22 protein-coding genes and 1 pseudogene are annotated in these 23,013 nt (G+C 60.0%); 9 read left to right on the top strand and 14 right to left on the bottom strand.

What is annotated here, in order from left to right; translation table 11 throughout:
* Positions 1 to 117 precede the first annotated feature (117 nt).
* Positions 118 to 306 (top strand): RNA-binding S4 domain-containing protein, encoded by a 189-nt coding sequence (locus QM600_RS04430; protein WP_283260266.1) that lies wholly within the window; start codon positions 118 to 120, stop codon positions 304 to 306.
* 638 nt (positions 307 to 944) lie between these two features.
* Here the strand turns inward: QM600_RS04430 and QM600_RS04425 are convergent.
* From QM600_RS04425 to QM600_RS04400, 6 genes are all read right to left on the bottom strand, one after another.
* Positions 945 to 1,925: an inorganic phosphate transporter gene (locus tag QM600_RS04425; protein ID WP_283260285.1), complete on the bottom strand. Its 981-nt coding sequence runs from the start codon at positions 1,923 to 1,925 to the stop codon at positions 945 to 947.
* 12 nt (positions 1,926 to 1,937) lie between these two features.
* Positions 1,938 to 2,555, bottom strand: a complete 618-nt coding sequence (locus QM600_RS04420; RefSeq protein ID WP_283260265.1) for a DUF47 domain-containing protein — start codon at positions 2,553 to 2,555, stop codon at positions 1,938 to 1,940.
* Positions 2,556 to 2,641: 86 nt separating this feature from the next.
* A complete protein-coding gene (locus QM600_RS04415) occupies positions 2,642 to 4,294 on the bottom strand; it encodes a CotH kinase family protein (RefSeq protein WP_283260264.1) in 1,653 nt (550 codons plus the stop codon).
* Positions 4,294 to 4,971, bottom strand: a complete 678-nt coding sequence (locus tag QM600_RS04410; protein ID WP_283260263.1) for a DUF4956 domain-containing protein — start codon at positions 4,969 to 4,971, stop codon at positions 4,294 to 4,296. The genes QM600_RS04415 and QM600_RS04410 overlap by 1 nt, the downstream gene beginning before the upstream one ends.
* Positions 4,972 to 4,988: 17 nt before the next feature.
* A complete protein-coding gene (locus QM600_RS04405; protein WP_283260262.1) occupies positions 4,989 to 5,894 on the bottom strand; it encodes a polyphosphate polymerase domain-containing protein in 906 nt (301 codons plus the stop codon).
* Between the two features lie 33 nt (positions 5,895 to 5,927).
* Positions 5,928 to 6,089 (bottom strand): hypothetical protein, encoded by a 162-nt coding sequence (locus QM600_RS04400; RefSeq protein WP_283260261.1) that lies wholly within the window; start codon positions 6,087 to 6,089, stop codon positions 5,928 to 5,930.
* Between the two features lie 133 nt (positions 6,090 to 6,222).
* Here QM600_RS04400 and QM600_RS04395 point away from each other — a divergent pair, with 133 nt between their 5' ends.
* Together QM600_RS04395 and QM600_RS04390 are read left to right on the top strand one after the other, a co-directional pair.
* Complete coding sequence (locus QM600_RS04395; RefSeq protein WP_283260260.1) at positions 6,223 to 7,395, top strand: sensor histidine kinase; 1,173 nt, start codon at positions 6,223 to 6,225, stop codon at positions 7,393 to 7,395.
* Positions 7,392 to 8,057, top strand: coding sequence for a response regulator transcription factor (locus QM600_RS04390; protein ID WP_283260259.1), 666 nt, complete (start codon positions 7,392 to 7,394; stop codon positions 8,055 to 8,057). Before QM600_RS04395 ends, QM600_RS04390 begins: the two co-directional genes overlap by 4 nt.
* A gap of 741 nt (positions 8,058 to 8,798) precedes the next feature.
* On the opposite strand, the pseudogene QM600_RS04385 reads toward QM600_RS04390, so the two are convergent.
* A pseudogene (locus QM600_RS04385) lies at positions 8,799 to 9,125 on the bottom strand (transglycosylase family protein); the annotation flags it as partial.
* Positions 9,126 to 9,764: 639 nt separating this feature from the next.
* On the opposite strand from QM600_RS04385, the gene QM600_RS04380 reads away from it, so the two are divergent.
* Both QM600_RS04380 and dinB read left to right on the top strand, forming a co-directional pair.
* Positions 9,765 to 10,856, top strand: coding sequence for an FAD-dependent monooxygenase (locus tag QM600_RS04380; RefSeq protein WP_283260257.1), 1,092 nt, complete (start codon positions 9,765 to 9,767; stop codon positions 10,854 to 10,856).
* A 95-nt stretch (positions 10,857 to 10,951) separates the two neighbouring features.
* Positions 10,952 to 12,181: a DNA polymerase IV gene (dinB, locus tag QM600_RS04375; protein ID WP_283260256.1), complete on the top strand. Its 1,230-nt coding sequence runs from the start codon at positions 10,952 to 10,954 to the stop codon at positions 12,179 to 12,181.
* An 11-nt stretch (positions 12,182 to 12,192) separates the two neighbouring features.
* On the opposite strand, the gene QM600_RS04370 is transcribed toward dinB, so the two are convergent.
* Genes QM600_RS04370 through QM600_RS04350 form a run of 5 tightly spaced genes read right to left on the bottom strand, consistent with a single transcriptional unit; the run spans position 12,193 to position 15,240 of the window.
* On the bottom strand, positions 12,193 to 12,681 hold the full coding sequence (locus tag QM600_RS04370) for a DUF2231 domain-containing protein (protein ID WP_283260255.1): 489 nt from the start codon (positions 12,679 to 12,681) through the stop codon (positions 12,193 to 12,195).
* Positions 12,682 to 12,725: 44 nt separating this feature from the next.
* The gene (locus QM600_RS04365) at positions 12,726 to 13,475 is read right to left on the bottom strand and encodes an SDR family NAD(P)-dependent oxidoreductase (RefSeq protein ID WP_283260254.1); all 750 of its coding nucleotides are present in this window, start codon (positions 13,473 to 13,475) and stop codon (positions 12,726 to 12,728) included.
* A gap of 14 nt (positions 13,476 to 13,489) precedes the next feature.
* Positions 13,490 to 13,741, bottom strand: a complete 252-nt coding sequence (locus tag QM600_RS04360) for a hypothetical protein (RefSeq protein ID WP_283260253.1) — start codon at positions 13,739 to 13,741, stop codon at positions 13,490 to 13,492.
* A gap of 45 nt (positions 13,742 to 13,786) precedes the next feature.
* Complete coding sequence (locus QM600_RS04355) at positions 13,787 to 14,725, bottom strand: universal stress protein (protein WP_283260252.1); 939 nt, start codon at positions 14,723 to 14,725, stop codon at positions 13,787 to 13,789.
* On the bottom strand, positions 14,722 to 15,240 hold the full coding sequence (locus tag QM600_RS04350; RefSeq protein WP_283260251.1) for a flavodoxin domain-containing protein: 519 nt from the start codon (positions 15,238 to 15,240) through the stop codon (positions 14,722 to 14,724). The genes QM600_RS04355 and QM600_RS04350 overlap by 4 nt, the downstream gene beginning before the upstream one ends.
* 208 nt (positions 15,241 to 15,448) lie before the next feature.
* Between QM600_RS04350 and QM600_RS04345 the strand changes: the two genes are divergently transcribed.
* The 3 genes from QM600_RS04345 to otsB all read left to right on the top strand — a co-directional run bounded on the left by QM600_RS04345 (position 15,449) and on the right by otsB (position 20,106).
* Entirely contained in the window at positions 15,449 to 15,871 is a 423-nt protein-coding gene (locus tag QM600_RS04345) for a hypothetical protein (RefSeq protein ID WP_283260250.1), read from the top strand.
* 87 nt (positions 15,872 to 15,958) lie between these two features.
* Positions 15,959 to 16,867, top strand: coding sequence for a universal stress protein (locus tag QM600_RS04340; protein ID WP_283260249.1), 909 nt, complete (start codon positions 15,959 to 15,961; stop codon positions 16,865 to 16,867).
* Positions 16,864 to 20,106, top strand: a complete 3,243-nt coding sequence (gene otsB, locus QM600_RS04335; protein ID WP_283260248.1) for a trehalose-phosphatase — start codon at positions 16,864 to 16,866, stop codon at positions 20,104 to 20,106. Before QM600_RS04340 ends, otsB begins: the two co-directional genes overlap by 4 nt.
* A 3-nt stretch (positions 20,107 to 20,109) precedes the next feature.
* Here the strand turns inward: otsB and QM600_RS04330 are convergent, their stop codons facing one another.
* Complete coding sequence (locus QM600_RS04330; RefSeq protein WP_283260247.1) at positions 20,110 to 20,874, bottom strand: HAD family hydrolase; 765 nt, start codon at positions 20,872 to 20,874, stop codon at positions 20,110 to 20,112.
* A 2-nt stretch (positions 20,875 to 20,876) separates the two neighbouring features.
* A complete protein-coding gene (locus QM600_RS04325; RefSeq protein ID WP_283260246.1) occupies positions 20,877 to 21,782 on the bottom strand; it encodes a universal stress protein in 906 nt (301 codons plus the stop codon).
* Positions 21,783 to 22,023: 241 nt separating this feature from the next.
* On the opposite strand from QM600_RS04325, the gene QM600_RS04320 reads away from it, so the two are divergent.
* The gene (locus tag QM600_RS04320; protein WP_283260245.1) at positions 22,024 to 22,995 is read left to right on the top strand and encodes an Acg family FMN-binding oxidoreductase; all 972 of its coding nucleotides are present in this window, start codon (positions 22,024 to 22,026) and stop codon (positions 22,993 to 22,995) included.
* The last annotated feature ends 18 nt before the right edge of the window (positions 22,996 to 23,013 follow it).

Raw genomic sequence — 23,013 nt, 5'->3', positions numbered from 1 at the left:
TGCGCCCTGTCGTCTGCGACGGGTGCGTGCCGGGATTCGGTGTTGTTCACCCAAAGTTCTACAGGCGCTTGGTTCACCGAGGTTTTCGATCCACTCCGATAGCCGAGACTTCCGTTCATGGCTACCTCGAGGTCGGTTCTTGATGCATTGATCGCCCAGCATCCGGGTCTGAGTGTGCAGCAGGCTGCAGCGCTGGTCATGGAGGATTGCGTGTCGATCAACGGGTGTCCGGTTCGTCGTCCCGGACAGCTCGTTCTCGAATCTGATCAGGTTGAAATCATGCATTTCGCGGGTCGCTCCGCGTAGCTGGGACATCACTTCTTTGTCTGGTGCTCGGTAATGCCGCTCGGTCATACAAGGAATCGATAATGAAGTAGCGCATCCACAATCAGCGCCGCTCCGCAGATTCCGAGTATCGAGCAGACAAAACGGGTTCCCTATTTTTTACTATCCGCGTGATCGCCCGGTGCATTCGCCGTGCCGCCGCGCAGTAGACGAGTACGAGGATGGGCCAGGAATTGTTCACGGGCTCGGCTGTGGAGATGAGCGTGAGCCGTGCGAGATACGGAATCGCGGTGGGTCCGCCGGCCCGGCGAGAAGTTCGGACCAATACCGGATTTCGGGCGTGATCGTCACATCGAACGCAGTTGTCGAGACCTGCAATCCCAGAACCACAACGACACCGAAGAGGGCCGTGGCGGTGAAGAAACCCAGCAGGAACGCACTTCCGTCTCGTTATGGGGTCCGGCCACAGGACCGCGCGTCGTAGGCGATCGCGGCCGTCACACTGATCAGCAGCACGTCGAGAGTGTCGATGACGGCGAACCCGAACAGTGTTCCGATCGTCGCGATCAACGCGTGCGCGCGCGTTCATTGGAAGGTGCATTATCTGGGCACATTTGCCTGTGCAACTCTGTTCCCATTGCTGCCCATGTACGTCCTCGTCACAGAATCGCCGTGACACTGTAGAGTGCGACGGCCGAAATCGCTGCTGCTGCAGGAAAAGTGGTGACCCAGGCGATGAGCATGTTCCCTGCTACACCCCATCTGACCGCGCTGAGCCGTTTGGTGGAACCGACACCCATGATCGCCGACGAGATCACATGTGTCGTCGATACCGGCGCCCCCATACCGGCAGAAGCGATGTAGAGCACCGAGGACGCAGTCAACTCCGCGGCAAACCCCTGGGGAGGATCCAATTCGATGATCTTGCGCCCGAGGGTACGCATGATGCGCATACCTCCTGTCGCAGTGCCGAGGGCAAGAACAACTGCCGTCAGAAAAAAACACCACCAAGGAATCGAGTAGTCGTCCTGCTGACCCGAGACGACAAGAGCCAGGACCACGATGCCCATGGTTTTGGCTGCGTCTTGCATCCCGTGCCCGAACGCCATTGCCGCTGCAGAACATGTTTGGGCCTTTCGAAACCCACGACCGGTCGATGCCGGAGATGCATGTCGAAACAGCCACATGATGGCGGACATGGCCATATAACCCAGGACGAAGCCGGCGATCGGCGAGACAACCATCGGGATCAGTACTTTCTCGATCACCCCACCCCACAGCACGGTCATCCCGCCGGCCAATGCTGCCCCGACCATTCCACCGACAAGAGCATGCGAAGACGAGGACGGTAATCCGTACCACCACGTGATGAGATTCCAGCAGATCGCACCGACTAAGGCGCACCCGAGTATCAGCAGGGCATGAGAGCTGACATCGAGCTCGATTATTCCCTCTCCTACTGTGGCTGCGACTTTGGCGCCGAAGAAGGATCCGAGGAGATTGCCGATTGCTGCCATCGCTAGTGCCGTACGCAGCGTCAACGCACGAGTGGACACGGAGGTAGCGATAGCATTTGCCGAATCATGGAAACCGTTGGTGAAAGTAAATGCCATAGCTAGCGCTATGACGAAGAGCAGCATCAGCACAGCTGGTCACGATTCCTTGAGCACGATGGTTTCGATCACATGCGACACCTTTTCGAAGGCGTCTGCCGCATCCTCGAGTTCGTCGGCGATGTCCTTGAGTTTCATCACCGTCAGAGCATCGAGATGTCCGTCGAATAGATAGGCGAGACACGTTCGGTACAGGTGATCGGCTTTATTCTCGAGTTCGTTGATTTTGATCCAGTAGCTTTCGAGTCCCTTCATCGACGCCAGGTTAGGCATCGCTTCCGCTGTTATCTGTGCACACGCGTCAAGAGTGTCGATCACTTCACAGAGATGGTGCGGCAGTTCGTGCACTCCGTACAGCACGACCAGATGTGAAGCCGCTTCCATGTGGTCCATCACGTCGTCGAGGGTTGATCCCAGCATGTAGATATCCGAGCGGTCGAAAGGAGTGACGAAAGTCGAATTCACGGTTCGGAACAACTCGTGAGTGACTCGATCACATTCGTGTTCGAACTCGACCATACGTTCGGCAATGCTGGCGGTATCGGCGAGCGGCCTGGTCAGTTCGGTCAGCGTCTTGGCCCCGAATTCCAGATATTGTGATGCGGAGGTGAACAGAGCGTAGAACAGTTCGGACTTGGGTTTGAAGCCGGAGAACATGAAATAAGTCTTTCGCCGTCGCTGCAGGGGATAGTCCAGGACAGTGGCGGCTTGGATGAGGTCACGGTGCCACTGCCCTGGTCAGTTCAGGGGGTTCGTAGATCGTTCAGCGCTGATGTGCGCTGGTCGATCCAGGTGCGCATCTCGTCGATGCTCGATTGCAGCGACTCTGCGGTCATGTCGTCGCTGGTGGGGATTGACGTCGCGAGCACATCGAGGATTTCGGTAGCACGGCCGTTTCCGTACATCTGCTCGAACAGATCCCAATACGTCCTCTCGTATAACTCGGTGAAAGCGGACGATTCGAGGAAACGCGTCTTCAAGGCGTTGGTAGTACCGATTGGACCACCAGGAAATCCCTGCTGAGCAGGTGCTGCCGCATCCCCGCCCTGTCGAGGCGCACCTTTGGTAAACACGCCGCCTGCCGGTGGGGTCATTGCACCTGGTTGAGGGCCTGCTCCAGTCGGGGCTGTGCCTTCGCTGCCCGGCATGCCCGTGGGGGCTCCGCCCTCCGGCATACCCGCTGGACCTGCACCGCCTGCTGGACCCGTTGCGATCGAAACGCTGTCCTGCGGGCCGGTGGCGGCATTACCTTGCATGGCCAGATTGAGATCCCAGGACACCACGGTGATCTTCTTGCTGTCCAGGTCGTACCAGAGGTAGTAATTTTGGCCGGGACCACTCATGTCGTCGCCGTTGACGATGAGGTTTTGAGTGGCAATGTACCGAGCGAAGGATTCGACATCGACCCAATCGGAGAGATGCGCGTCGAATTCCTCCGAACTGGCTGAATCCATCCACTTCAGAAAACTGATGACCGGTTGCAGATTTCCGCTGTCGACGGCATTGATTTGTTTGAACTGGTCCGAATAGGCAGTCTGGTCATCGCCGGCATAAGTAAATCGTGAGTTCGCATCCGCCTTGTAGAGGTAGCCGTCCGAGTCGAAGAGTGAGTTCGCATAGGCATCATCCGGATGTTCGAGCAACAGACGAGTCGATGTCGCACTGTCGTTGATCGAGTAGACCGTGTAGGCGTAACGCTGTGTCGGTTGTTCCGTATCGGCAGTCAACGACAATGCCATCGCTTCGTTGACGACAGGCGATCCGGGTCGGACCGAGAGTTCGGTCATCCCCTGGTAAGCCCGACCTTCGGCGTTCTCGTCGAAACTGATGAGCAGTGGCAGTGACGTCGGATCGTCGGCCGAGGCAGTCGACCCCATTCCCGCCATCATGTCTTGAGGGTCGAAATCTGCGGGCAGTTCCATACCTTCAGGCATCTCGAGTCCTTCAGGCGGTTTGAACCCTTCTCCTCCTGGCATGGCTCCTGCTCCCCGGACACCCATGAGTGTGGAGTTTCCCTTCAGGCGCACCGACGCATCGTTGATGAAAGTTCCATCGATGGTGATGTCCGCGGTTATCCATTTCTTGTCGCCACTTTTTTGAAACGAGGAGATCATGTCGTTGTACTCGACATCGGTTATGTCGATTGACAATTGATGGGAAACGGATGTGTCGAACAAGTCCACGGTGCCAGTGATGTTGTCGGTGATCTCAGAGGCGATGACAGAGGTGTCACCAGTTATATAGGGACGAATTCGTGTTTCCCCGAATACGGAAGCCATGACGGTTACGAAGGCGACGAACACCACCAGCAGCTTCCAGTGCTGACGCAGCGACTTCGGTATCCGATGTTTGAACTTGCTCCGCGGCGGCGGTTCACCGGTGTTCGTCACATTCATCAGATATCCGTCTGGTCGTATCCGGTCAGGACGGTCACGCGTTGACCTGCGTTGACGGCGCTCAGTGCAGATATGAGCTCCGCGGATTTATTGCCCTTTTTCAGTTGCGCGGTGTAATAGAGTTCGTTCAACGCACCAGATCGCGCCGAGTCGGTAGAGACCAGTTCGAATTCTGCGCAGTATTTGATGAGGACGTCCTCGACGTGCGCGACATACTCTTGTCCGGGCGGAACCTGAACCTTGACCACCTGACGCTGGACGTCGAGTTTGAACCAGTTGAACTTGTACATGATCAGCATGACAAGGCATACCGCGACGGTGGCTGCGATGGCCAGAATATAGAAACGGGTTCCCGTTGTCATACCGATGGCCATCGCCAGGAATATGAACCCGACGTCGCGGGTTTCCTTGATCGCATTGCGGAATCGGATTACCGACAGCGCGCCGACCAAAGCAAATGCCCGGGCGACATTGGACCCGACGACAAGCATGATCAGTGAGACGATCATGCCCACCATGACCAGCGTCTGCACATACGATTGGCTATACGAGACGTTCTTGTGTGTGTAACGGTAGACCCAGCCGATGATGGCGGAGAGAACGAACGCCAACGACAACGACACTATGATGTCGAAGGTGGAGAACGTTCCGCTCAGGTCCTGAATGTCGAAGTTCATGGTGTCCTGTTTCGGTGTTAGTAGTGAGTACTCAGAATTTTGTCCGGAGCACGATTGTCGAATCCTGTGGGGAGTACGAGTTCCGGTGCGCCACTGCGTGATCGGGGCGCCATTCCGAAGGCCTCGATCGATTGACAGTATTTGGACACTCGAATGATGGACATGTTCATTCGCGCTGTCATGTCCGTAGCCCAGTAAGGCACTCGCTCATTGGCTTTGAGTTCCACGATCGCCAGTTTCGGGGGGATGATGAATCTGTTCTCCGCACCGGAAGCGAAGTCGAAATCCCGGTCCCGCCCGTGCACCTTGTGGTCGATCGTCACCCGCAGACCCAGATCTGCTTCCGTACCGACGTACGCTTCTCGCAGATATCCGGTGGTCACTATCGGGCGAAGGTCGAGGTTGCCGATTAGTGTTGTCACTTCGTTGACGAACGGACGCTGCGAAGGGTCGACGTCGATTTCTTCTCGACCGTTGAGCCATCGCTGCGCGACCCCGTACGGGAGCGCAATCCGGCGTTTCTGCGTGACCCGGTTGACACGTTGTTTGATCTCGATCTGGACCGGTGTGTCGTCGTTACAGTCTGCAGGCTCTCCATAGAGGCGGAGGCGGACCTTGCGTCGAAACTTCAGGCCCTCGATCTTTTCCCAGTAGAACAGCAGATCGGGTGTGTCGTAGTAGAGGGATGTCACCGGATACCCGCCCTTCGGCGAGTATGGGTCGGTCTCCATTCGTGCCACTAGCTCTCGACGCAGCTCCGGCACCTTCAACTCGTCCACGAAATATTTGATCTCGTAGCGATTGAACGAGTGCAGATTGCTGGCGGTCTGCTGAAAACCCGTGGAGGGGGCAGTAGTCGGACTGTCCGCCTCGGGTCCGTCCTGCTTCGAGGGTGGATCTCGGAACCGGTCGAAAAAGCTCATGCCCCAGGTGCTCCTAGATTGAAAGTCGGGTATCTACGTGATGGAGTGCTCGGAAATGTGGTGCCGCCGGATCCGTAGGTCTTGTGCAGATCCCGCACGGAAATCAAGGGCGTCGTCATCGTGGTTGTCCTTCATAGAGGTCGCGTCGGCGTCGAATAGACCTTCCTCGGCTTCGCAACTGGAAGAATCCCCCATGCGTGGACACTGTCGTACCGCAGTCGCGGTACACGGATTCACCTCCTCGTGGGACGTGAACACCCCGCGCCTCTGAAATGATGAGATAGCCGCCACGCGGGTGGGTGATCCGGCGACCGAAAAGGAGACAGACATGGTCGCGCGCAGCGTCCCGGCCCGGCATCGCGGCGCGAGAGGGCGGATTGTTTCGGCCGCCACGGTGGTCCTCGTGATTATCCCCGGCGTGGTCCCGCCCCACCCCGGTGCGGGTTTCGTATGGTCACCCGATGTCCTGGTCCTCAATGCGGTCGCCGCCGCGATCCTGCTGGCCCGACACCAGCGGCCGTTCGCGGTCCTGGCCGCGGTGATCGGCATCGTCGCCGTGAGTGTGCCACTCGGGTTGTTCAATCCGGGTCTCGTCTTGGCCTCGGGAGTCGCCGTCTATACGACGATGCTGTACTCGACCCGGCGCCGCGGTTTCGTACTCACCGCTCTCGTTGCCGTCGTCATGCTCGCCTTCGTTTTCATCGACGGATACAGCGGGCTCCAGAACGTCCTGACCGTGCTGCTTGGTGGTGCGATCGGCGATGCGGTTCGCACGCAACGCGACTACGTCGCGTCGGTCACCGAACGTGCTGAGCGTGCCGAACGCACCCGCGACGCGGTGGCCGGGCAGCGGGTCGCCGAGACAAGGCTGGCGATTGCCCGCGACCTGCACGACGTCGTCGCGCACCAAATCTCGGTGATCAACCTCCATGCCGGGGTCGCTGCGTCTTCGTTGCGCGACCGACCGGCCGACGCCGAGAAGTCGCTGGCGATCATTCGCCGCGCGTCGCGCACCGCGCTGACCGAGATCGGCGACCTGATGGCCACCTTACGAGACCCCACCACCGCGATCGGCCCGTTCGGTCTGTCCCAACTCGACGACGTGGTGCGCGAATTCGCCAGTCATGGAATGGAAGTCGCGGTCAGCATCGATGGTGATCCGTACGAGCTGCCTGCGTCGATCGACGTCACCGCGCTGCGCATCGTCCAGGAAGCGCTCACCAACGCCCACAAGCACGGCACCGGACGCCGAGCTCCCGTGCTGATCGAGTACCTGCCTCGTGCGCTCCGCATCACGGTCAGCAACCTGACTGCTCCCGACGGAGCAGGAGCGCGACACCTCGGGATGAACCAGGGGCTGATCGGTATGGGGGAACGGGTCGACTCGGTGCGCGGCACCCTCAGCTACGGGGTCGACGGAACAGGGATGTGGCTGCTTGTTGCTGATCTACCCACCGAACCCGCCCACGACGACCTGGCCACACAGGAGGACACGCAATGATTACCGTTCTCGTCGTCGACGACCAAACTCTTATCCGGTCTGCTATCACCACGATCATCACCCACAGTGCCGGCCTCACCGTCGTCGGCGAGGCCGGCAACGGTGAGCGCGCAATCGAACTCGCTCGCCGTTGGCGACCGGACGTGGTGCTCATGGATATCCGGATGCCCGGCATCGACGGGATCACGGCCACACGGACCATCTGCTCCGACCCGAACCTCGAGTCGGTGCGGGTACTGATACTCACCACATTCGAGGAGGATCAGTACATCGTCGGAGCGCTGCGCGCCGGCGCGAGCGGATTTATCGGTAAAGGAGCCGAACCCGACCAGATCATCGCCGCGATCCACGCCATCCACCGCGGTGACGCGCTCCTCTCGCCGGTCGCGACGCGCAGCCTGATCAACCGCTACGTTCACCCGGCCGCCGATAGTGAACGGGTCCCGCCGGCGCTCGAGCACCTTACCGAGCGGGAGGTCGAGGTCCTTACTCTCGTCGGCGCGGGCCGGTCTAATGACGAAATCGCAATCGACCTGGTGATCTCACCGCACACCGCCAAGACCCACGTCAACCGCATCATGACGAAGTTGCACGCCCACGACCGGGCACAACTCGTCATCGCCGCCTACGAGAATGGTCTGATCCGTCCGCACCTCAACTGACGCTGCCGCCGCGGCCCGCAGTGACGGTACATGAAGAGGCTGCAGCGGCGGGACGACGTGCGTGCCCCGAACAGGGACGCTGGACGTATGCCGAACAACCTGATTGGCGAACGCATCACCGGCGGCAGCCCAGCTGGAGAAACGCCGAGGGGAGCCCGCGGGCATGGAACGTGCACCGCATCTCCAACCCACAGAGTGCTGATGGCTACCCACCCTGACCCCGCGCCTTCCGCTCCCGGTTCTAGCCCCTGTGCGGATCGGCGAACCGTCCGGCCGCTTCCCGAAGCCTTGACCATCATGACCTGGGTTCCCGGCGATTCAGTATGTGTACTGATCTGTAGGAATAGATCTCGAACTACCCGTGAAGGATGGATGAATTATCCGCACAGTGAAGCGCTGAGCGAAGTTGCCAGGTGATATCGGGGATTCCTTGTCTACCGGGACGTGTGCGGTAGGTGTCGCCCGTCGAATGGCTCTTGCAGATTGGTGGTGTGGTGCCGAATATCTTTGGGGGGAAGGGTCTTTGAACTGCGCGGGTTGGATTCGGCTCGGCGTGCCGGAAGGGCCAGAGTCGCGGTGGTTTTGACAATGGTGATTCGAACCCGTTGTGGTTCATGGATATTGACCTCAAATGATGCATTCTTTCGAGGCGAGATGCAGATCGAAATGAAAACTGCCCGGTGACCGTCTGAGTCGACGGTCACCGGGCAGTGACGTAAATATGGGGGGTGGGGATCAGCGCAGGTACTGACCGCAGGCGGGCCAGGCACCGGCGCCCTGGCCGGCGAGGACGTTTTCGGCGACGCGTTCCTGCTCGGCCTGGCTGGCATTGTGGGCACTGCCGGATCCGCCGAAGGCGTTCCAGGTGCTCTGGGTGAACTGCAGTCCGCCGTAGAAGCCGTTGCCGGTGTTTGCAGCCCAGTTGCCCGATGATTCGCATTCTGCGACGCCGGACCAGTCGTGGGTGGCGGCGGATGCGGTGCCGGCGCTGAGTCCGAGGGCTCCGGCCGCGAGGGCTCCGGCTGCGGCGACGGCGGCGATGGTGCGGGTAACGGTGTTCTTGGTCATTGAGGGTGAATCCTTTCGGGTCCCGCCATTGGAAGACGGTGACCGTCTCAATTCCCACCACAAGGAATGTTGTTGTCCGAAATCGCGGGGTGGGATTTGGCGCCGGCGATTCGGTGCTGCCCGGTTGCTCGGGTTGAGAACAACGATAGAGAACGATCACGGATTGGTCACGGTTCGGCGTGTTTGCGCGGTTTTGTGCAACGGATGTGCATCGGTTGGTATTTTTGCAGGTCAATTGCTGTCGTGCGGGTGCGGAGAGCGTTACGGAATTGAGGCTAAATGTGATGTAGATCACGTTATTTGCCGTCGTGATTGGCCTGGTACGGGCTGATTTCGAGCGAATTCTGACGGTGAATCGACCGTGTCGAGACAATGACTTGTTAACCGACCGACCAGATTTTCCCTGCAGGCCAAGAGAATTCAAATCCGATCGATTCTGTCTAGGGCCGGAACCGAGCGAACATGATGCTCCCAATGGCTGTCTTGGGGCGTAGAGCCGGATGGAGTCGTCGCTGCACGAGGAGGAACCCCAAATTCTCCACAATGCGAACAGGGCACGGTGAACTCGCCGATGGGGAGAACAATGTCGGACATGCCATCCCACATCTACATTTGTGGCAATCGAATGAGAGGGGGCCGATGATGCGAACAGCGGGAATCATCGGAAGCGGTATCGGGGGCCTGGCAACGGCGCTAGCGCTTACGAACGCAGGCTGGTCGGTCACAGTGTTCGAGCAAGCTCCGGCACTTACCGAGGTGGGCGCCGGAATCACTTTGTGGCCGAACGCACTCGCCGCACTCGACCACCTTGGAGTAGGCGATGAAATCCGAAGGAGGGCCGCCCCAGGCTGGGTAGGCGGAATACGCAATCGCCAGGGTCGGTGGTTGATGCAGACCAGTGAGGAGAGATTCCGCGCGATGCACGGCAACTTCGTCGCCATGCATCGCGCTGACCTGGTGGATATTCTCAGCACAGCACTTCCAGAGTCGGTAGCTGTACGGTTCGGCGGCGCAGTCACCGGGATTGAGGTGAGTGGTGCGATTCGATGTGGTGATCGCACAGAAGATTTCGATCTGATCGTCGGCGCCGACGGAATCGATAGCCTCACGCGACGAACGATTTTCCCGCAGTATCCAGTGCCGCAGTCGCTGGGCATTCGCGCGTGGAGGTGGATCGTTGATGACTTCGAGACTGTCGATGTTGGTGGAATCCTCGGAGTCGGAACCGAATTCGGAATCGTGCCTCTGGGGAACGGGCGGTTGTACATCTTCGCTGCCACCCGATTGTCGAAGGAAGCGCCGGACCCGTCATTGGACGATTTTCTTGACTGGCAGGCTCCGATTCCTCAACTTATCTCTGCAGTCGCGCCGGAGCGGATTCTTCGGCATGACATCAGGGATCTTCCGGCGCTACCGTCCTTCGTTCGGAAAAGTGTTGTGCTCGTCGGTGATGCGGCGCATGCGATGGGACCGCATCTCGGTCAAGGCGCATGCCAGGCTCTCGAGGATGCTGTCGCGCTCGGCGCTCATGCTGATGATGTGGCGACCTACGACTACCTCCGCACCAGGAGAACGCATCGCCTTCAAGTGCGCTCGCGCCAATCTGCCCGAGTAATCCTCACTCGCGGCACTGGCTCTACCGTTGTTCGAGACCTCGTGCTGCGGGCCCTTCCAGCCGAGTTGTTTCTTCGCGGTGTGGGATCGAACTTCAGCACTCGGAACATGATGTAAAACTCGAATTGGGGTCGTCCTCGACGCTCCCGTATCGCAGTCAAGCCTCGTCGAGGAACATCATTGCTGTCGGACCCTCGTGGGACCCTATGTCCGTGGCCCAGTTGTTGTCAGGAACCCGCGGCAGTCACCGGTCCGGTGATGCCACGATCCTGCACGCCGATCTCGATTCGTTTTACGCTTCCGTCGAGCAGCGGGACGATCCAGGGTTGGCCGGTCGACCGGTGATCGTGGGCGGCGGGGTTGTCCTGGCCGCGAGCTATGAGGCCAAGGCCTTCGGTATCAGGACCGCAATGAGCGGCGGCCAGGCTCGTGCGCTGTGCCCACAAGCGATTGTCGTGCCACCGCGGATGGAGGCCTACTCGCAGGCGAGCAAGGACGTATTCGAGGTCTTTCACGACACCTCGCCGCTGGTCGAAGGAATTTCGATCGACGAGGCGTTCCTGGAAGTCGGGGGACTGGCTCGGATCGTCGGAACACCGCTGCAGATCGGTGCGAACCTTCGACGTGATGTCGCTGAGCAGGTCGGTCTGCCGATCACCGTGGGAATTGCTCGCACCAAGTTCTTGGCAAAGGTCGCAAGTGCGTTCGCCAAGCCCGACGGCCTACTGCTGGTGCCACCGGACGGAGAGGCCGCGTTTCTCCACCCGTTGTCCGTCGGGAAACTGTGGGGCGTCGGAAAGGTTACCGCGCAGAAGCTCCGCGATTTCGACATCGTGACGGTGGGAGATATTGCTCGGCACGACGAGTCCTCGATCGTCTCGATTCTGGGCCGCGGCGCCGGACGCCACCTTTATGCGCTGTCGCACAATCAAGATCCGCGGCCGGTCCGAGCGTACGGAGGCCGCAGTTCGATGGGCGCGCAGCACGCGTTGGGTCGAGGTGCGCACTCGCGATCCGATCTCGAGGCATCGCTGATGTCCCTGACAGATCGGGTGAGCAGGCGTATGCGCTCATCGGAGCGGACCGGACGCACGATCACGCTCCGGCTTCGCTTCGCCGATTTCACGCGGGCTACGCGTTCTCAGACACTGCGTCGATCTACCGCCGACACAGCCGAACTACTGAAGGCTGCGATGGTTCTGCTTACGGACGCGGCACCGATGATCGCAGAGAAAGGCATCACGCTGATCGGTGTTGCCGTATCGAATTTGGATAAGGACGGCGCGCAGCAGCTCGAATTGCCCTTCGACGGTGGTCCCGATACTGCCGCGCTCGACTCAGCGATGGACAGCGTTCGGAAGAAGTTCGGCTCGGCCGCCCTCACCCGCGGAGTGTTGCTGGGCCGCGACCCGGACATCGCGGTGCCGTTGCTCCCGGACTAGAGAGAATCTTCCTATCCGATCTGATCACTCCACACGGCTTTCGCGCCGCTTTCTCCGATTCGATAGACCTGAACCATCGACCCTGCACCGACCAGAACCGACACGATGGCAACGGCAATCACGATCACCTTCCACACTTGCGCTGACGGGTGATCAGCTCGCCATTCTGTGAATCGTTTGGAATGAATGATCCACCAGATGGCGGCAAGAGCGAATACCCCGATGGACCAGAACAGCATCTGTTCACCCAGTTCGGCATGCACGTCGATCAGGGGATCGGGTGGTAACTGTTCCTTGAGCCATTCACCCGCATCGGTTGTGATCGGGACCAAGACGAGCGTGACCAATGCTACGACCGTGGGGGCCAAACCCAATCGAACTCTGGCAGCGGGCCAACACACCGCAACCATCAGCAGTAGTGCAGAGATCAGTACGAGGACAACGACGAAATGAATGAGAATCGGGTGCGCGGGTAACCCATTGACCGTGGTTAATCCCATGAGCATTCTCCTGACTTCGTGTATCGCGTGATTGTTGGAGAGTGTCACTTGTCATCAGGGATGGCTAGACGCAGTCCAGTCGTACAACCCCCGTCGACGATGAACTCGGTGCCGGTCGAATACGTTGCTTCGCAGACGATGAACCGAACCATCGCGGCTACCTCTTCCGGTCTTCCCATCCGGGGGATCAGCTGTTGTGTGACGGGCACGGAACCGAAACCCGGAGTCATTTCCGAGTCGATCTGTCCCGGATGGACGGAGCACACACGGACGTTGTGTGGGCCCAGATCAAGCGCTGCAGCTTTCGTAAGACCACGTAATCCCCATTGACTCGCGCAATATGCTCCGATATCGGCGTAACCGGTCAACCCGGCGGTCGAGGAGATGTTGACGATGACACCGCCCCCAGATTTGATCAGTACCCTAGCTGCACAGTGCATTCCGAGCCAAGCGCCGTATAGGTTGGTGTTCAGGACGTGTCTGAACGAGGTCGGATGTTGATCCTGAATGCTGCCGAACTCGAGAAATCGGGCATTGTTGACGAGAGCAATGAGTGGTCCGAATGTTTCTTCCGCGGTTTCGATCGCGGATTCCCAGCTTTCGGTTTGGGTGATGTCGAGATGTTGAAATGCGACCCGACTGCCCAACTTCGCGGCCTGCTCCTCACAATCGCTGTCGAGGAGATCGCCGATGAGGACTCTAATTCCCGCTTCCGACAAGGACTTGGCGATGGCTGCTCCGATCCCGTGTGCACCGCCGGTCACCAATGCGCTTCTGCCGCTTACAGAGTTCATGGCGTCTCACCCGTTCATTCGAAGTCTTTTGCCTTGCAGTCGAGATAATCGATGATCCGTTGTCGCGCAAGGCGTTCGCTCAGTTCCGGCAGAGCAAGTTTTGACGCCCACGACAAGTCGGCCACGCAACCGTCGACGACGATGCCGATGGATTCCGAGGAGATGAGGCCGCAGAACTCTGCTGTGAGACGCTGGACGGTCAGGTCATGTTGTTCGGAGATGGTTATCGAATCCGTGTGAAAGGACGGCTCGAAGTGAATGGTCATTTTTTCAGCCGATCACTATGATGTGCAATGGGTTTCGGTATTTGTTCAGGGAGTGCGGGGTGAGTGCACGATCAGTAGCGGGCACACCGCAGTGTGCATGAGGCGTCGACTGGTGGAACCGAGGAGCATCGAGGTGAATCCGCCACGGCCGCGCCTGCCGACGACCACCAGTTGTGCTGATTTCGATTCGGTGATCAATTGCCGGGCGGGTCTGTCATGCACGACAACCTGCCGGATTGCGACATCCGGATACTTTTCCCGCCAACCGGCAAGCCTTTCGGAGAGCACGGCATGTTCGGCAGTGGAAATCGCGTTCCAATCCAGGGCAACGCCGTCGGGGTCGGAGGGGAAAGCCGTTGTGAGACGGGAATCGCTCCACGCATGGACGGCAACAAGATCTACTCCGTGGAGGGACGCCGTTTCGAACGCTTCCGAGATTGCCGGTTCGCTGTTTTCCGTTCCGTCGATACCGACCACGACGGGACCGTCGAGTGGTGGCCGTTCTGATTCGGGAAGGCAACGAATGACCGCCACCGGGCACTCTGCATGCAGTACTACTGCCGCGCTGATGGATCCGAGTATTCCGTCGGCGAGTTGATCAAGTCCGCGTGAGCCTACGACGAGCATTGCCGCGTTTCGTGATTCACCGAGAAGGATCTCGACGGTGTTCCCGAATCGCAGATGCTCGACCACGGAGAGTCGTGCGTTGCCCACTGCCGTGCTGCCAATTGCTGCGTCGGCGGCAGAGTCCAGCGCCACCGTATGTGCTTTCGACAGCCGCTCGCGAGCCTCGTACCGTTGATCCGGAAAGTGGGGTGCTCCCAATTGGACTGCGTGCCGGAATGTGTTGGGTGAACCGGGCATTGCGGCAACCAAGTGCAACGGTCGCCGGCGCAGTACCGCTTCGCGGGCGGCCCACCGAACGGCATTCAATGCACTGTCGGAACGGTCAACTCCGACGACGATTGGTGCAGGCGTAGTCATGGTGTTCCTTCGGGTTCCAGATGCCGTGTGTACCGGGGCGTACCGAGAATTGTTTCTGCCCAATCGCGCACCGCGTTCCAATCGCGATAGTCGCCTTCCGGTGCGTGCACGACCCTTACGGCCACTCGTTCACCGAAACCGAGTTCACTTCGATCAAGTTTGCCGGCGAACAAGCGGTGTTCCACTGCACCTGTCGCTTTCAACAGAGCGGCGATGTCGGCCGGATCTCCGACAGGTGGGTCCTGGTCGCCGACCGGGCCGGACGAGAACAGCCAGACCTGTCGGAGGCGCAGTGCGTCGGCGAATCGTTCCGCGAAGCTCTTTGCGTCGTTCATCCAGTGGCCGAGGTAGATCGCGCTGCCGAGGACGATTGTGTCGTAGTCGGTGATTTCGTGGACTGCGGCCGGTTCGATGAGGTCGACTTCGGCACCGTTGTCACGGAGGACGCCGGCGAGTGCTTCGGCGATCTCATCCGTCGAACCGTGTCGACTTGCGGCTGTGACCAGGGCTCTCATCAATTCCTCCACGCAGGTTGTTGGTCCCGATGCTTGAGTCCGAATCCAAAGATGTGTGTCGGGGCTCAAGTGCGGGCCTCAGTTCGAATTGTTCCGTGACGAGGGGCCCGGCGTGAGAGTCGCCAGGTGCATTAAAAAGGGTCTTTGGACCATCTCACCGGTGTTCGAAGGCATGGGTCAGATGCGGAGTGTCCGTCTAACGTAGAGGGTGACACTCACCGTGGGCATCGGTGACGGTATCGGTGACCCTACTCAGGGAGGCACGATGGAACCTCGGGAGTCTGCACATCTTGTGAGCGCGGTTGGGGAGACGGTGGCAATCGCCGGAGATGGTGACGTCCGATCCTTTCCCGTCGGGGTGTGGATGTTGACGGACGGTCGACGAGTAGCGGTAGTCGGTGAGGGTGGCCCCATTTCGACGGGTGATGTCGATGGCGCGCTGTTGATCAATGCTGTACATGCACGGTGGCCTGGGGCAATTGTGCTCGAGCGGCGACCGGTGGTCGGAAGTGTTGCCGATCCTCGGGGTTATTCGGCCCGATACGTCGAGGTCCACGCCGACGGTTCACGTGCGGACCCGGAGTTTGCCGATCTTGCGAATGCCGGCTTTGCGGTGGGACCAGCTCCCTGAACCACTCCGCGGGAAGGGGCGTGGATGGAGCAATGGTGAAGCACTTGTTGGCCGTGGACGCCGACATCTATCGCTGTGGAGGTCGCCGTGGTCAGACCTCCGATCATTGTGGGAATCGATGGATCCCAGCATTCGCTGGATGCGTTGCGGTGGGCCGCACGCGAGGCAACTCTGCGTGCGGTGCCATTACTTCTCTTGTGCTGCACCACGTATCGTCGAACGGATGATGGTCCGCACCTGGCCCGCGAGTTACACGCTCGGGCAGCTCGAGTGCTTGCTGCGGCCCTCGGAGTGGCCAGAGCGGCGACAGATGGCGAACCGATCGAAATCCAGACAGAGGTGTCGCTCCAGTACGCGCCGGGAGTGCTGATCGATCGCTCCGAGGAGGCCGTGATGATCGTGCTCGGACGCCGCGGGCTCGGCGAGTTCTCCGGCGGGCTTATCGGCTCGGTGAGCTCGGCGGTGGCTCGTCAAGCGCATTGCCCGGTGGTCGTGATCGACGGTTGGTCAAGGGTCAAGGATAGTTCGGGACCCGTCGTGGTCGGTGTTGACGGGTCGATGAACAGCGAACCGGCTATCGGCCTCGCCTTCGAGGAATGTGCGCTTCACGGAGCGGCACTGATTGTGCTGCATGCTTGTTTCGACCAAGATCTGTCAACGATTCAGGTCGATGCGGGGGCTGAGGTTCGCGCCGCGGTGGAGGAAGCCGGGCGGTTGGTGCTGGCGGAAAGTGTGTCCCGGTGGTGGAAGCGGTTCCCTGACGTCGGGGTGCGGCAGAATCTGGTTCGGGACCGGCCCGTGCACCATCTCCTAGCGTTGGCGGGTGATGCCCAGCTGGTTGTGGTGGGAAATCGGGGACGGGGCGGCTTCGCCGGGATGGCTCTCGGCTCAACAGGTTCAGCCCTGTTGCATAGAACTCCGTGCCCACTGGTGATTGTCAGACGGCCCGGCGGCGAAAGTGTCGATGAACATGCATCACAGGAGTTGATTTCATGACTAGAACTGCCATCGACCCTCGCCGTAACGACCGCCGAATGTCGGAAATACCGGAAGCTCTGACGTCGCGAGATCAGTTGACCGTTCTCGTGCGTTCCCGGCGACCCGCAGTCTTTCTGGACTTCGACGGCACCCTCTCTCGCATCGTGAACGACCCGACCGCTGCCACTCTGGTCGACGGCGTAGCAGAAGAGCTTGCCACGCTGGCTCGTAGTTGCCCGGTGGGTGTGATCAGTGGCCGCGATCTGGCAGACGTACAGGGCAGAGTCGGTCTGACCGGGATCTGGTACGCGGGTAGTCATGGTTTCGAACTCGTCGGACCGGACGGACAACACAACCGAAATGATGCGGCCCTGGCTTCGGTCCCGAACCTCGAGCGTGCCGCAGAAGCGCTTCGGAGCCGTTTGTCGGGTGTGCCGGGGGTTGTGGTGGAGCACAAGCATTTTGCTGTTGCCGTTCATCATCGGAACGTCGACGTCGACAGGGTCGACGAGGTTGTCGCCACGGTCCATGAGGTCGCTGATCGAGCCGGGTTCCGTGTCACCAGCGGACGCAAGGTCACCGAGCTTCGCCCCGACGTCGACTGGGACAAAGGCCGGACTCTGGACTGGATTCTCGATCACCTCGCGCACACCGATAACGTGCTGCCGATCTACATCGGCGACGACCTCACCGATGAGGACGCCTTCGTTGCGCTGGCGGACCGCGGCGTCGGAATCGTGGTGCGCCACTTCGAGGACGGTGATCGGCAGTCGGCCGCTCGGTTTGCGGTCGATAGCCCCGACCAGGTCCGCCAATTGTTGCAATGGCTGGCAGATTTGCTGGGAAGCGGTCCGGAGACTGTGCCGCCGCCCGACGATCCCTGGACGGTGTTCTTCGACGGGTACGACCCCACTACCGAGAAGTTGAGGGAAGCGCTCTGCACGGTAGGTAACGGAGCTTTCGCCACTCGCGGATGCGCACCGGAGTCCCGCGCTGGGGTCGTGCACTACCCGGGTACGTACGCTGCCGGCATCTTCAACCGCCTGCAGGACGAAGTATCCGGGATCACGGTCGACAACGAGAGCATCGTGAACCTGCCGAACTGGTTGCCGGTGACGTTCCGGATCGAGGGCGGGCCGTGGTTCGATATCGACGCCGCGGAGGTTCTCGAGTACAGCCAGTACGTCGATCTTCGCCGGGGCGTTCTGACTCGTCGGATCCGAATACGCGACAACGAGGGCCGGACCACCTCGGTTGTCCAGCGAAGATTTGTTGCCATGCATCTCGCGCATGCCTGTGCCCTCCAGATGAGGGTTGTGGCCGAAGACTGGTCGGGCAAACTCGAGATCCGCTCGCAACTGGACGGCACGGTCCACAACGCGCTGGTCGAGCGCTATCACGAACTCGGCGGTCACCACCTCGAATTGCTGCAGACCACTGCACTGTCCGACAACACAGTGCTGCTCGCGGTGCAGACCAACAACTCCCGGATACCGGTTGCGATGGCGGCACGAAATACCGTGTGGCGCAATGGAGAGCCCTTTCCCAGCGAGTACCGACTGGTGGAAGGCGACGGCCGGATCGGGCACGACATCACTCTGCACCTCGAAGTGGGCTGCTTGGTGACTCTGGAGAAGATGGTGACTCTGTTCACCGGACGCGATCACGCGTTGTCCGAGCCGGCCGACGAAGCCGAGCGCTGGCTCCCTCGTCTGGGCCGTTTCGACGTGGTGCTCGAAGATCACGTGCTTGCGATGGTGGGTCTGTGGGACCGCATGGGCATCGACCTCGACGGCCACGGACACGCACTGCGCGTCATCCGGTTCCACCTTCTTCATCTGTTGCAGACGGTCTCACCGAACACTGCCGACCGTGACGCGGGCGTGCCGGCTCGCGGATTGCACGGCGAGGCCTACCGCGGTCATATCTTCTGGGACGAGTTGTTCGTTTTTTCAGTGCTGAACCTGCGCCTACCTAAGCTGACCCGGTCGTTGCTCCGGTACCGGTACGGACGTTTGGGGGAGGCCCGCCGGGCCGCGATAGAAGCCGGTCAGCAGGGCGCGATGTTCCCGTGGCAGTCGGGTAGCGACGGACGGGAGGAGAGTCAGCAACTGCATCTCAATCCGAGATCCGGTCGCTGGAACCCGGATCCGAGCCGGCGCCAGCACCACATCGGCATCGCGATCGCGTACAACGTCTGGCAGTACTACCAGGTGACCGGAGATCTCGAGTACCTGATCGATTGCGGTGCTGAGATGTTGGTGGAGATCGCTCGTTTCTACGCGGGTCTTGCCTCCTTCGATCAGGCATGCGGCCGGTACGTCATCCGCGGCGTCATCGGACCTGACGAGTTCCATTCCGGATACCCGAGCGCTCCCTACGATGGGATCGACAACAACGCCTATACCAATGTCATGTCGGTATGGGTGATTCTGCGGGCACTCGAGGCGCTCGACGTGGTCCCGCTTCAGATCCGGTCGGACCTCACTCAGACGCTGGGCCTGCCCGCTGAGGAGATCGAGCGTTGGCGGGATATCACTCGCAGAATGTTCGTTCCGTTTCACGATCAGGTCATTAGCCAGTTCGAAGGATACGCAGACCTTCCGGAACTGGATTGGGAAGAATATCGCTTGCGCTACAGCGACATTCAACGTCTCGATCGAATCCTCGAAGCAGAGGGTGATGACGTCAACTGCTACAAGGCGTCGAAGCAGGCCGACGTGGTGATGCTGTTCTACCTACTGTCCGCTGACGAGTTACGTTGCATCTTCGACGGTTTGGGCTACGAATTTGCGGGTGACGCCATTCCGAGGACCATCGACTATTACATGGCACGTACTTCACACGGTTCGACGCTGAGTGGCGTCGTCCATTCCTGGGTGCTGGCCAGAGCCAATCGCGACCGGGCCATGGAATTTTTTGACCTGGCGCTCAAATCTGACATTGCCGATATACAGGGTGGCACCACCTCGGAGGGAATTCACTTGGCCGCCATGGCCGGTAGCGTCGACCTAGTGCAAAGGTGCTTCACTGGGCTCGAGACGCGAGGTGACCGCCTGATCTTCTCCCCGCACTGGCCAGAACCGCTCGGGACCTTGGAGTTTCCCATTTTCTACCGGGGACACCGTCTGCGTCTGCGCATCAACGGCAAGGTAGTGCAGGTCAGCGCCGGGATGGGAAACCAGCCGTCGATCGAGATCGAGTGCCGCGGTCAGGTTGTGCAACTCCATCCGGGTGCCACAGTCCGACTGACGTAGCGATCATGGTTGTAGGTAATCGATCTGGCTGACATCGGATACCGCCACGTCTGCGCCACTCTCGGTCAAGGCTGCAAAATTCTCCGTGGGACCCAAACCGACGCAGAGTCCGAAGCCCCCGGAACGGCCGGCGCGGATTCCGGCGGTCGCGTCTTCGACGACAACGCATTCAGATGGCGACATTGACAGTCTCCGTGCAGCTTCTATGTAGGTATCGGGGTCGGGCTTGCCGGACAAGCCGAGAGTTGCAGTATCGATTCCGTCAACGCGAGCATCGAAGTAGTTGGTGAGTCCCGCTCGATCGAGCACGAACCGCGCATTTTTGCTTGCCGACACAACAGCAGTGCGGACGCCCATCGAGCGTAGTTGCTGAATCCATCGGACCGTGGGAGCGATCACCTCGACGCCATTGCGATCGAGTTCGTCCAGAAAGTAAGTGTTCTTGCGGCGAAGGAGGTTACGGATCGTGATGGCGTTCGGGGAGTCGTCAGGAGTTCCGGGCGGTACCACTACGCGGCGCGAATCGAGGTAGGACATCAGGCCTCGTCCCCGGTCCTTTCCGTCGATGTATTGCCGGTAATCGTCGTCATTGAGCTCCACGTTTCCCACATCGCCGCGCTCGGTCAGGTCCTGGAACAGACGATGCCACGCCGCAAGGTGGAGACGCGCGGTGTCGGTGACCACGCCGTCCATGTCGAACAGAACGGCACGAAAGGCCTTGCCGCCGATCATGATCGACGCCCGAGATGGTGTTTCTGTTTGCACCATGGTCACCGATGACTGTTGACGACCATGAGCGGACACTGCGCGCCGTGAAGGACTTCCCGGCATGTGCTTCCGAGAAGCATGCCGCTGAAACCGCCGCGTCCGCGCCGACCGAGAACGATCAATTGAGCGCGTCCGGAATGGTCGATCAGATTCTGGCCGGGCTTGTCCTTGACCACGACGGTGTTCACACTCACGTCCGGATATCGATCACCGAATCCGGCCAGGCTTTCCGCCAGCAGCGCGCGTTCGGTGTCCTGCCGCGCTTGCCAATCGACATTCTCGAACTTCGAGAAGACCACTTCGAGAACAACATCCGACCAGGCATGGACCGCAACCAAATCGACGCCCCGCAAGGAGGCCTCCTCGAAGGCTGCAGCAATGGCAGGTTGACTGTGAATACTTCCGTCGACTCCGACGACCACAGGGCGCGCGTCATCGTCGAGTCCGTCACCAGCAAGTCCGTCATCTGCGAGACCACGAACGACGACGACCGGACACAGTGCGTGCACTGCCAGGGACGAACTCACCGAACCGACCAACCCACCGGTGTATTCACCGTGCCCGCGGGTTCCGACAACCACGGTCCGAGCGGTCTTGGAGATCTGTCGAAGTACAGAAATTGGTGGATCCTCGGCGAGTTCGACCTCGATCTCTAGTTTGCGTTTGCCGATGGCGGCCTTGGCCAGTTCGGTAGCTTCCGTCAGTCGCTTCTTCGCCGCCCCTTCCTGCTCGTCGAAGTAGGTTGCGGGCATACCGATCGGAACGCCATAGGTGGTCGGCGTGAATATCGTCGTGACCAGGAGCAGTGGCGCGCCGCGAAGAGCGGCGTCACGTGCACCCCACCACACGGCGTCGCACGATTGCGTCGATCCGTCGAATCCGACGACTACCGGTGGATTGATTCTCACGACTGTTCTCCTTCGGTATTCGAGACACGAGTAGTGGGACTGTCTTTGAATCGTCGGACAGCGGCGGGTGTACTAGCAGAGGAAAAGGTCCTTTCCGTTGTCACCTTCTTTTTCGTGGGTGTTCTCGATTCCAGATTTCGGTAAAGCGGTGACAATCGGCACTTCTGCGGATGGCCGAGTGCTGCGACGCTTCAACTGACAGCCGCATCCGGGCCGTTCATCAGTCGATACCGGAGTAGAAATGGACCTCACCCGACCCGACTCGAGCGTTCTACAGCTCGCCGTTGATCTGGCGTGCCGAGCCCCCTCGTTGCACAACAGTCAGCCGTGGCGATGGAAGTACGTCGACGGTCAGCTGCAGCTTCTCGGTGACCACACCAGACTTTTGCCGGCGACAGACCCGACCGGTCGACAGCTTCATATCAGTTGCGGCGCCGCGCTACACCACTTGAGCGTGGGACTCCTGGGACTGCGCTGGAGCACCGACATTCGATACGAAGAGCGTTCGGTGTCCCCGAACCTGCTTGCCACGATCAGCTTTCGGCGTGATGCGCGTCCGCGCTCACATGATTTCGACATGCTCACAGCTATCCGTCGCAGACGGACAGATCGTCGCGCATTCGGGGTCTTCGAAGGTATGGACGCTCTGGTCGAGCGTGCTGTTGGTCAGGCCCGTGAATTGGGGGTCAGTGTTGTCGCACTGGATCCGGTTCAGAGGGAAGGACTTCTCGAGGCGACTGAATCGACAGCGTCGGCACGGCGTTACGATCCGGAGTATCAGGCCGAGTTGCATTGGTGGGCGGGGCATTCCCTGACATCAGGTGGTATCCCGGAGACGTCGCTCGTTTCGGGTGCGGCAGGAGTTCCGATCGGTCGTACCTTCCCCTCACGGCACAATGCGCCGCCGGAAGAATCCGGTTCGGTTGACGAGTCGACTGTGCTCGCATTCGGAACGCCGACTGACACCCGAACCGATTGGCTGCACTGTGGGCGGGCGCTGTCCGCTGTCTTGCTCGAAGCGACGGTGTGTGGGGCGGCGACCTGCCCGCTGTCCCACGTGACCGAGGTGCCGAGGAGTCGTTCGGTGATTCACCGGATTGTGCCCGAGATCGGGGTTCCGCAGATGCTGGTGCGCATCGGACGTGCCCCGAACGGTACTCCGCCGGTATTGACGGCCCGCAGGTCGGTGGCCGACGTTTTCTCGACGAGTTGATTGGTTCGTTCGCCGATG

This window comes from Rhodococcus sp. IEGM 1379 (assembly GCF_030056815.1).
Lineage (GTDB): Bacteria > Actinomycetota > Actinomycetes > Mycobacteriales > Mycobacteriaceae > Rhodococcus_F.
Note: the sequence above shows the minus strand (reverse complement) of the source record. Positions and strands in the feature narration are given on the sequence as shown.